The sequence below is a fragment of the Anaeromassilibacillus sp. An200 genome (genome assembly GCF_002160025.1).
GTDB classification, from domain to species: domain Bacteria; phylum Bacillota; class Clostridia; order Oscillospirales; family Acutalibacteraceae; genus Caccousia; species Caccousia stercoris.
Map to the genome: position 1 here is coordinate 59137 of NZ_NFJU01000021.1, position 9245 is coordinate 68381.

Genomic DNA, 9245 nt, shown 5'->3' on the forward strand with positions numbered 1-9245 from the left:
CTTTGACTATACTCCCTTTTCGCCGCAATGTCAAGAAAAATTTTCATATTTGTAAAACAAAATTGCCGGAAGGACGGACGCAGCCGTTTCCTCCGGCAAAAATAGGTTTGCTGTCAGGTCGTGCTGAGGATCCGCAGCGTCTCAGCCAGCGTTTCCAGCGGGGTTCCCGCAATCTTGACACTGATATATGGCTTTGCGCCCGCATTGACCATCACGCGCTTTTTGAGCGAGGAGACGAGGGCGGACACCTGCTTCATGTCGATCTTCTTCTGGTAGAACAGAAGTGCTTCGCCCTGCTGCTTGACCTCCGTGACGCCGAGCGTGGACGCCTGGTTGCGCAGCAGTGCGATTTCCAGAAGGCCGTTGACGCTCTCCGGCGGCTCGCCAAAGCGGTCGATCAGTTCGTCCGTCACGTCCAGTGCGTCGTCGCGCGTGCGCACGTCCGCGATGCGGCGGTAAATTTCAAGCCGCTGGGTGAGGTCGGCGATGTAGCTTTCCGGGATGTGTGCCTGGATCTGCACGTCCACCAGACATTCCTCGTCCAGCTCGCGCACCTCCTCGCCCTTTTCGCGCTTGATTGCTTCTCCAAGCAATTTGAGGTAAAGGTCATAGCCGACGGCTTCCATGTGGCCGTGCTGTTCACCGCCGAGGATGTTGCCCGCGCCGCGGATCTCAAGGTCGCGCATCGCGATCTTGAAGCCGGAGCCGAACTCCGTGAACTCGCGGATGGCGGACAATCGTTTCTGGGCAACGTCTGAAAGCACTTTGTTCCGCGTGAAGGTCAGATACGCATAGGCGCGGCGGCTGGAACGGCCCACGCGTCCGCGGATCTGGTGCAGCTGCGACAGGCCAAGGCGGTCGGCGTTGTCGATGATGAGCGTGTTGGCGTTCGGCACGTCCACGCCCGTCTCGATGATGGTGGTGCAGACGAGCACATCGATCTCGTGATCGATCATCTTACGCCAGATTTCCGAAAGCTCCTGCTCGTTCATCTTGCCGTGGCCGAAGCCGACGCGCGATTCCGGCACGGCGGCCTGGATCCGCGCGGCGACCCGCTCGATCGTCGCAACGTCATTGTGCAGGTAGTACACCTGCCCGCCGCGGCGGATTTCACGCCGGATCGCTTCATAGAGAATACCGTCGTCGTGCTCTAAGACGTAAGTTTGCACAGGGTGGCGGTCGTGCGGAGCCTCCTCGATCACGCTCATATCGCGGATACCGGAAAGTGCCATGTTCAGCGTGCGGGGGATTGGCGTTGCGGAGAGGGTGAGCTGGTCGATGTTCGCGTAGGCGGACTTGAGCCGTTCCTTCTGTGCCACGCCAAAGCGCTGTTCCTCATCGATGATGACAAGGCCCAGGTCGCGGAATTCCACATCCTTGCTGACGAGCCGGTGTGTGCCCACGATGATGTCAATTTCCCCACGGCGCAGCCGGCGCAGAATCTCCTCCTGCTGCTTCGGCGTGCGGAAGCGGGAGAGGATTTCGAGCTTGACGGGAAAACCATCCATGCGCCGCGCGATCGTCTGGAAGTGCTGCCAGGCGAGGATGGTCGTTGGAACCAGAATGGCGCACTGCTTGCTGTCGGAGACGCACTTGAACGCGGCGCGCAGCGCCACTTCCGTTTTGCCAAAGCCCACATCGCCGCACAGCAGGCGGTCCATCGGGGCTTCGCGCTCCATGTCGGTCTTGATCTCGTCGATGCAGCGCAGCTGATCCTCCGTCTCCTCAAATTCAAAGTGCGCTTCAAAGTCGCGCTGCCACTCCGTGTCCTCCGAAAACGCATGTCCCTTGACCTGCATCCGCTTGGCGTAGAGCTGAATCAGCTCCTTGGCCATGTCGCGCACAGCGTGGCGCACGCGCGTTTTGGCTTTCTGCCACTCCGTGCCGCCGAGCTTGTTGAGCTTCACGCTGGCATCCTCACGCGGCCCGATGTACTTGCTCACCAGGTCAAGCTGTGTCACCGGCACATAGAGCGTGTCGCCCTTGGCGTAGCGCACCTTGATGTAGTCCTTCACCACACCGTGCATGTCGATTTTATGGATGCCCTCGAACACGCCCACGCCATGGGAGACGTGCACCACATAATCACCGGGGGTGAGGTCGGCCAGGCTGTAGATCTCCTGGCTGTTTTTGGGACGCTTCTTCTTTTTGGCCGCGGTCTGCGCCATGCGCCCGTGGGTGATCAGTCCAAAGAACGCGCCGGGATATTCCATGCCCGCGGAGAGTGCGCCGGAGGTCACTGCCACCGTGCCGCGCTGGATGGTTTCCGGGTTTTCCAGGTAGGCGGCGGGAAGGCCCTGTGCCCGCAGGTCGGCGGCGACGGTCTGGCCGCTGCGCTCGTTGCCCGCGAGCACGACGCACGCCCATTTGTTGTGCAGCATCCCCTGCAAATCCTCAGCAAGCAGCTGCGTGCTGCCTCCCCACACGGAGAGCTGCCGCGCTGTGACGGCGATCTGCGTGCGCACCGGCGTATCGTAGCCGCCCCGCGCGAACACGTCCAGGTAGACGCCCGCGTGCTCAAAGCGCTGGAGCAAATACGGCCAGTCCTCGCTGAACTGGGACAGGCTCCGGCACAGCACACCCTCCTCCAGGTAATCCTTCACATCCTCGCCCCACTGCCAGAGTGTGGAGCGCATGCGTTCCCGGCACTTTGCGGACTCGCTGAGGAAAAAGAGCGTGTCGTCCCCGGCGTAGTCAAAGAGCGTGGCGGTCTTGTCGTAGAGCAGGGTGATGAATTTGTCGAGACAGCCAAGGTGCAGCTCCTGGGCCAGCTTATCGGCCTGGGCAGAAAGGATTTCTTTCGCCTTCGGCGCGGTCTTGCCGCGCAGGGAGGACGCCAGGCGGCGGATTTTCTCCGCGAGCGCGGCGGGGTCGTCCGCGAGGGCTTCCACAGCGGGGGCGAGAATCAGCTCCTCCACGGAATCCGCGCGGCGCTGTGTCTCCACGTCAAAAAGGGAGATGGTATCGATCTCGTCTCCCCAGAATTCCAGGCGGGCGGGCTGCTCCGCGTCCGGCGTAAACACGTCGAGAATGCCGCCGCGCCGCGAAAACTGGCCGCTGCCGTCCACCTGCACGGCGCGCTCATAGCCGCAGGCCAGCAGAGCGGTTTCCACTTGCTCCATGGTGATGGACTGGCCGGGATGCAGGGAGACGGTGCGGCGGCGCAGTTCAGCGGGCGGGAGTGTATATTGCAGGGCCGCGTCCGGACAGCACAGGACGGCGTCATAGTCCCCCGCCGCCATCAGTGCCAGCACCTGAAGCCGCTGCCGTTCGTATTCATGCGACGCGCCCTCGGTGTCGCGCAGGGCAAAATCGCGGTAAGGGTAGAACAGGGGACGCAGGCCCATGGAGCGCAGATCCTCGCACAGACGCTGCGCTTCGGCCTCCTCGCCCGTGAGGACGAAGGCTTTTTTCTTCTGCCGGACGCACAGCGAGGCAATAAAGGTGGCCTTGTGCACCGTGGAAAGCCCTGTGGCGGCGGCAGGCAGCGCCCCGCTTTGGACGGCGCGCTCCAGCTCCTGGAATTCCGGAAGCTTTCCCAGTATCGTATGCAGGAATTTCATGCGTTTCCCTCCCCTGAAATCATGCCGGACCGTTCAGATCTTTCCCAGCGAGCGCAGAAGAAAGATCCAGCCGGTAACAGTGATGCTCGAAAGCAGCGTTGTGACGACGATGATCCCCGAGGTGAGCACGTCGTCGTTTTTCATGTTTTTCGCCATAATGTACGCGCTTGGCGTGGTGGCAAGGCCCAGCATAGCCAGCAGCGCAACAAGCTGGTCGCCGTGAAAGCCGAGGGCTATGGCCAGCGTCAAAAACACGCCGGGCAGCGCGATCAGCTTGACGAAGGCGGCAATCAGCGTGGGTTTCCAGCGGGCGAAGGCTTCCCCGAGCTGTACCCCTGCACCGATGGCGATGAGCGCGATGGGGGTGGACATGTCCGCGAAATAGCCCAGCGTCTTGTTCACGAGCGTGGGGAATTTCCAACCTGTCACGGAGAACAGAAGCCCTGCGAGAATTCCAAGAAGGATCGGATTTTTGCACACGCCGAGCAGGGCTTTTTTAAGCTGGGCGGGGCGGAACCCGCCGCCATCGCCGTGGATTGTCAGGATCAGCACGGCAAAGATATTGAACAGCGGCACGGACGCGACGATCATCAGCGGCGAGGCGCCTGCGTTTCCGTACATGTTCATCACAAAGGCGACGCCCATCACGGCAGGGCTGCCGCGGTAGCAGCCCTGCACGAACGCGCCGAGCATCTTCTTATCCTTTACAAATATCACAGCCAGCACCCAGATCAGCACAATACCCACGAACGTCGCACCCATGCAGTAGAAGAAGAACGCGGGGTCGAAGGCTTCAGACAGGCTCATAGCCGAGATCTCGGTGAAGAGCAGGATCGGGAGCGTGACATAGAAATTGAATTTGTTTGCCACATCCACAAACGGCTGGGTAAGCATCCCGAAATGGCGCAGCAGCCATCCGGCCAGCATAACGAGGAAGATCGGAAATGTGGCGTTGACGCTGAACAGGAAATTTTCCATTGCGAAGTGCGCCCCCGTTCAGGAATTGAAACGGTTCTGTGCTTCCTGAAGCTTCCCGTTGACGATGAGCGAGACAGCCTCGGCGGCGTGATCCAGCACCGGGTCGAGCGCCTTGCAGTCGGCAGGAGAGAAGCGTGAGAGCACCCAGTCCGCCAGATCCCAGCCGGGGTTCGGCTTCTTGCCGACGCCAATTTTGATGCGCGGGATATCGTCGTGGCCTGTGAGATAGATGATGTTCTTCATACCGTTGTGGCCGCCGTCCGTTCCCTTGGCGCGGATGCGCATCCGCCCCGGCTCGAGGGAGATGTCGTCAAAGAGGACGATGCAACGGTTCGGCGGGAGCTTATAAAATGAGAGAGCTTCCTGCACGCTCTGGCCGGAGAGGTTCATGAAGGTGGAGGGCTTGAGCAGGAGCACACGCTTGCCGCCGACCTCCGCCTGCGCGGTCAATCCCTTGAACTTGAGCCGGTCAATCGAAACGCCCGCTTTTTCCGCGAGCCGGTCAATCGCCAGAAATCCGGCGTTATGCCGCGTATTTTCATATTTGGAGCCGGGGTTCCCCAGGCCCGCCACAATATATTCTACCGGCCCTGTGGGGGCGGGTTTTCTCGAAAAAAACAACATGCTGAAAATTCCTCCTGTTTTCCGGGCGCGCGGCGATGCACGCGCAAACGCCCCAGCCTCCGGAAGGGGGTGGGGTGATCCGCGTGGGGCGGTCCTGATTTGCCATCTGAATTTGCTTTCCTGTATCCTATAATATAGCATACCCGCTCCCGCGTGCGCAAGCGGGAGAGCCAACCAAAAAATGCGCTCCGCCGGCATGTTTTTTTAGAGCCTGCCGAAGCCGCGCGGCGGTTGCGTTTTTCTGCCCCGGACAGTATAATGAAAGCAACTGAAACGGGAAGGGAAGGTTTTTTATGCTGACACAGGCAAAGAAGGAATTTATCGAGTTCATGATGGGAGCGGACGTGCTTCGCTTCGGGGAGTTTGTGACGAAGAGCGGGCGCAATACGCCGTATTTTGTCAACACGGGCAACTACCGCACCGGCCTGCAGAGCTCACGGCTCGGCGAATTCTACGCCGCGCTCGTGAAAGAGACGGTCGGAGACGGGTTTGACGCGATGTTCGGCCCGGCCTACAAGGGCATCCCGCTTGTGACGACGGCGGCGGGAGCGCTGGCCCGCAGCTACGGGATCGACAAGCCCTTTTTCTTCAACCGCAAGGAGGCCAAGGATCACGGCGAGGGCGGCAGTATTGTTGGCTACAAGCCGAAGGACGGCGACCGCGTGATCATCATCGAGGACGTTATCACCGCCGGCACCGCCGTGCGCGAGACGATGCCCGTGCTCTCCGCCTGCGCCGACGTGAAGGTGACGGACATGTTCATCTCCGTCAACCGCTGTGAGTTCGGCCAGAATCCCGAAAAGACTGCCGTCATGGAGGTCGAGGAGGAATTCGGCATCCGGGTGCATGCCCTCGTCACCGTCCGGGATATCTATGAATATCTCCAGAGCCGCGCCGATTACGCTCATCTGCTGCCGCTCATGGAGGACTACATGAAGCGCTATTGCATCTGAAAAATAAAAATGACGCGTGAGCGACAGAGAGGATAAGGCCAAAAACAGGAGAAAAACGGAGCATACCTCCCTGTAAATCAAAAAGATCGGATTTTCCTCTTGACAGCCCGTTCCGAGTGTGGTACTATCATGGAGCACGATTTGTGAATTAAGAAGAAGGAACGAGAGTTCAGGAGGTAACAGCCATGTCTACTTATATGCCCAAGAGCGGCGAGATCGACCGCAAGTGGTATGTACTTGACGCCGCCGGCAAGCCGCTGGGCCGCGTCGCCGCGCAGGCTGCCGCTCTGCTCCGCGGCAAGCACAAGCCCACCTTTGCGCCGCATGTTGACTGCGGCGACCACGTCATCATCGTGAACTGCGAGAAGGCGGTTCTCACCGGCAAGAAGCTGGAGAAGAAGTTCTATCATCACCACACCGGCTATATCGGACATCTCAAATCCGTCCGTTACGATACCCTGATGGCCCAGAACCCGACCAAGGCAATGGAGCTCGCCGTCAAGGGCATGATCCCGGACAACACGCTGGGCCGCGGCGCCCTTGGCCGTCTGCGCCTGTTCGCCGGCAGCGAGCACAAGCATGCTGCTCAGAAGCCCGAAGCCTGGGAGAGATAAGGGAGGATTGAATCATGTACGAGAAAGCGCCTTACTTTTACGGTACCGGCAGAAGAAAGAGCTCTGTGGCCCGCGTGCGCGTGTACCAGGGCACCGGTAAGATCACGATCAACGACAGAGACATCGACGACTATTTCGGCCTTGAGACCCTCAAGCTCATCGTCCGTCAGCCGCTGGTGTTGACCAATAACAACGAGAAGTTCGACATCGTCTGCCGTGTGGCAGGCGGCGGCGTCACCGGCCAGGCCGGCGCCATCCGTCACGGCATTGCCCGCGCTCTGCTGCAGTACGATTCCGAGAATCTGCGCCCCACCCTCAAGAAGGCCGGATTCCTCACCCGCGATCCGAGAATGAAGGAGCGCAAGAAGTACGGCCTCAAGGCAGCACGTCGTGCTCCTCAGTTCAGCAAGAGATAATCAGCTGTTCAAACTGGTTCAAAGAGGCTCAAAAACCCCGAAAAACTGCGGTTTTTCGGGGTTTTTCCATTTCATATCTTCTGTTGCAGTTTGTCTGGTTCTGGCAGAATTTGAACTGTTCTGACCCAGTTTTTTCTCGGTAAAAATAGGATAACCGGGTGTTTTGAACCCCGTTTTCGGTAAAAAATAGGATAATCAGCAATCAAAATCGGGCCGTTTTCGAGGTACTTTTGTCCTGTGGATTGTCCATCGTTTAAGAGCCTTTCTTTATGGTTTTTCTTTTGAAAGGGCTGGCCTGATTTGTCAGGATTTGACCAAACTAAATTCGGTTTATCTTTTCTTCCTCATGCCATCCAAACTCTTTGAAGCCGGTGAATGCTTGCACATTTGCGCTACACGTCTTTGAGCAGATACAATGAAGGCGAAAAGGAGGACTGCACTATGAGGAAGCAGAAATTCAAGATAACCCTCACCCCTGCCGAAAACAGCATTGTGATCCAGAGCCTCAATCATCTTCGTAACACCCTGCTGCGGGAAAATCGAGACACCGGCTGCGTGGATGATCTTTTGCTCAAAGTCATGTGCGCCCCTGTCAAAAGAATTTGAAAACTACATATTGTGCCGACTAAATCAAGCCGTTTATTCTTTTCATAGAATAGGCGGCTTTTTTTCATGCCCATTTTGCAGCATACATAGCTGTCCGTCTTGCCAACGGGCAGCTAAATCTATCAAAAAGGAGGACATGAAAATGCCGGAACAGAGAAGCCGCCCGAAGGAAGGCCGTGTCATCGCATTGGCCAACCAGAAAGGCGGAACAGGCAAAACCACCACAACGGTGAATCTGGGCATTGGGTTGGCCCGCCTGGGACAAAAGGTTCTGCTCATTGATGCAGACCCCCAGGGCGACCTCACCACTTGCCTGGGCTGGCAGGATCAGGACAGCTTGCAGACCACCCTTGCAACCATCATGGAGAAGGTGATCCGCGACGAGCCGTTTTCTGTGGATGAGGGCATCCTGCACCACAAAGAGGGTGTTGACCTTATGCCAGCCAACATTGAGCTGTCGGCTATGGAAATGAGCTTGGTAAACGCCATGAGCCGGGAGTTCACGTTGCGCACCTATGTCAATGAAGTCAAGAAGAACTATGACACGGTTCTGATTGACTGTATGCCGTCCCTTGGTATGATTACGATCAATGCGTTGGCGGCGGCTGACAGCGTGATTATCCCGGTACAGGCCCACTATCTCCCGGCCAAAGGCATGACCCAGCTCATGCGAACCATCGGCAAGGTCAGGCGGCAGATCAACCCGTCCCTCAAAGTGGACGGCGTACTGCTGACCCTTGTGGACGGGCGCACCAATCTGGCCAAGCAGACGGCAGAAACCTTGCGGCAGAGCTACGGGAGTGTTTTGAAAATCTATCGTTCCGAGATTCCCGTTGCAATCAAAGCCGCAGAAATCAGCGCCGCTGGCAAGAGCATCTACGCCTATGATAATGGCAGCAAGGTAGCTCAGGCTTATGCGGAATTTTCAAAGGAGGTGCAGGCGGATGGCGAGAAACAACGCGCTAAACTTCAATCTGCCCTCAGTCGATGACCTCTTTTCCACCGAGGAAAGCCGTGCGGAGGCCAGATTGGAGAAAGTCGTCAACCTGAATCCCTCAGAGATCAGCGATTTCCCGGATCACCCTTTCAAAGTGCGGATGGATGCGGCCATGCAGGAAATGGCGGAGAGCGTCAAGCAGTATGGCGTGTTGGTTCCTGCGCTGGTACGCCCCAAGCAAGGCGGCAGCTATGAAATGGTAGCCGGACACCGCAGGAAAATGGCGGCGGAGCTGGCGCAGCTCCCGGAAATCCCCTGTATTGTACGAAATCTCACCGATGATGAAGCCACAATCATCATGGTAGATTCTAACTTGCAACGGGAGCAGATTTTGCCCTCGGAAAAAGCGTTTGCCTACAAAATGAAGTTGGACGCGATGAAACGTCAGGGACAGCGGACGGATTTAACTTCCGACCCAGTGGGTTGGAAGTTAAGCGGAAAGGAATCTGCAAGTATTGTCGGTAAAGAAGGCGGTGATAGTCAAACACAGGTGC

At 57.9% G+C, this 9245-nt stretch carries 9 protein-coding genes; 6 read left to right on the forward strand and 3 right to left on the reverse strand.

Going from position 1 to position 9245, the window contains the following annotated elements:
• Positions 1-113: 113 nt before the first annotated feature.
• The 3 genes from mfd to pth are packed head-to-tail and all read right to left on the reverse strand — an operon-like array spanning position 114 to position 5165.
• On the reverse strand, positions 114-3563 hold the full coding sequence (mfd, locus tag B5F35_RS11495) for a transcription-repair coupling factor (RefSeq protein ID WP_087241087.1): 3450 nt from the start codon (positions 3561-3563) through the stop codon (positions 114-116).
• A 33-nt stretch (positions 3564-3596) separates the two neighbouring features.
• Positions 3597-4541, reverse strand: a complete 945-nt coding sequence (locus B5F35_RS11500) for an AEC family transporter (protein WP_087241089.1) — start codon at positions 4539-4541, stop codon at positions 3597-3599.
• Between the two features lie 18 nt (positions 4542-4559).
• Positions 4560-5165, reverse strand: a complete 606-nt coding sequence (pth, locus tag B5F35_RS11505; RefSeq protein ID WP_087241091.1) for an aminoacyl-tRNA hydrolase — start codon at positions 5163-5165, stop codon at positions 4560-4562.
• A gap of 293 nt (positions 5166-5458) precedes the next feature.
• On the opposite strand from pth, the gene pyrE reads away from it, so the two are divergent.
• The 6 genes from pyrE to B5F35_RS11530 all read left to right on the forward strand — a co-directional run.
• Entirely contained in the window at positions 5459-6118 is a 660-nt protein-coding gene (gene pyrE / locus B5F35_RS11510; protein ID WP_087241093.1) for an orotate phosphoribosyltransferase, read from the forward strand.
• A 185-nt stretch (positions 6119-6303) separates the two neighbouring features.
• Positions 6304-6732 carry a 50S ribosomal protein L13 gene (gene rplM / locus B5F35_RS11515; protein WP_087241095.1) on the forward strand — a complete coding sequence of 143 codons (429 nt, stop codon included), beginning with the start codon at positions 6304-6306 and terminating at the stop codon, positions 6730-6732.
• 14 nt (positions 6733-6746) lie between these two features.
• Positions 6747-7148 carry a 30S ribosomal protein S9 gene (gene rpsI / locus B5F35_RS11520; RefSeq protein ID WP_087241098.1) on the forward strand — a complete coding sequence of 134 codons (402 nt, stop codon included), beginning with the start codon at positions 6747-6749 and terminating at the stop codon, positions 7146-7148.
• 441 nt (positions 7149-7589) lie between these two features.
• Complete coding sequence (locus B5F35_RS18890) at positions 7590-7754, forward strand: hypothetical protein (RefSeq protein WP_164488523.1); 165 nt, start codon at positions 7590-7592, stop codon at positions 7752-7754.
• Between the two features lie 142 nt (positions 7755-7896).
• Entirely contained in the window at positions 7897-8745 is an 849-nt protein-coding gene (locus B5F35_RS11525) for a ParA family protein (protein WP_087241100.1), read from the forward strand.
• Positions 8699-9245 (forward strand): ParB/RepB/Spo0J family partition protein (locus B5F35_RS11530; RefSeq protein WP_140401208.1); only part of this gene is annotated, 547 nt, incomplete at its 3' end. The genes B5F35_RS11525 and B5F35_RS11530, both read left to right, overlap by 47 nt.

Bases quoted from the DNA above. Each gene is read 5' to 3' on its own strand.
- rplM (WP_087241095.1), top strand. From the start codon at position 6,304: ATGTCTACTTATATGCCCAAGAGCGGCGAGATCGACCGCAAGTGGTAT.
- pyrE (WP_087241093.1), top strand. From the start codon at position 5,459: ATGCTGACACAGGCAAAGAAGGAATTTATCGAGTTCATGATGGGAGCG.
- pth (WP_087241091.1), bottom strand. From the start codon at position 5,165: ATGTTGTTTTTTTCGAGAAAACCCGCCCCCACAGGGCCGGTAGAATAT.
- B5F35_RS11525 (WP_087241100.1), top strand. From the start codon at position 7,897: ATGCCGGAACAGAGAAGCCGCCCGAAGGAAGGCCGTGTCATCGCATTG.
- rpsI (WP_087241098.1), top strand. From the start codon at position 6,747: ATGTACGAGAAAGCGCCTTACTTTTACGGTACCGGCAGAAGAAAGAGC.
- B5F35_RS18890 (WP_164488523.1), top strand. From the start codon at position 7,590: ATGAGGAAGCAGAAATTCAAGATAACCCTCACCCCTGCCGAAAACAGC.
- mfd (WP_087241087.1), bottom strand. From the start codon at position 3,563: ATGAAATTCCTGCATACGATACTGGGAAAGCTTCCGGAATTCCAGGAG.
- B5F35_RS11500 (WP_087241089.1), bottom strand. From the start codon at position 4,541: ATGGAAAATTTCCTGTTCAGCGTCAACGCCACATTTCCGATCTTCCTC.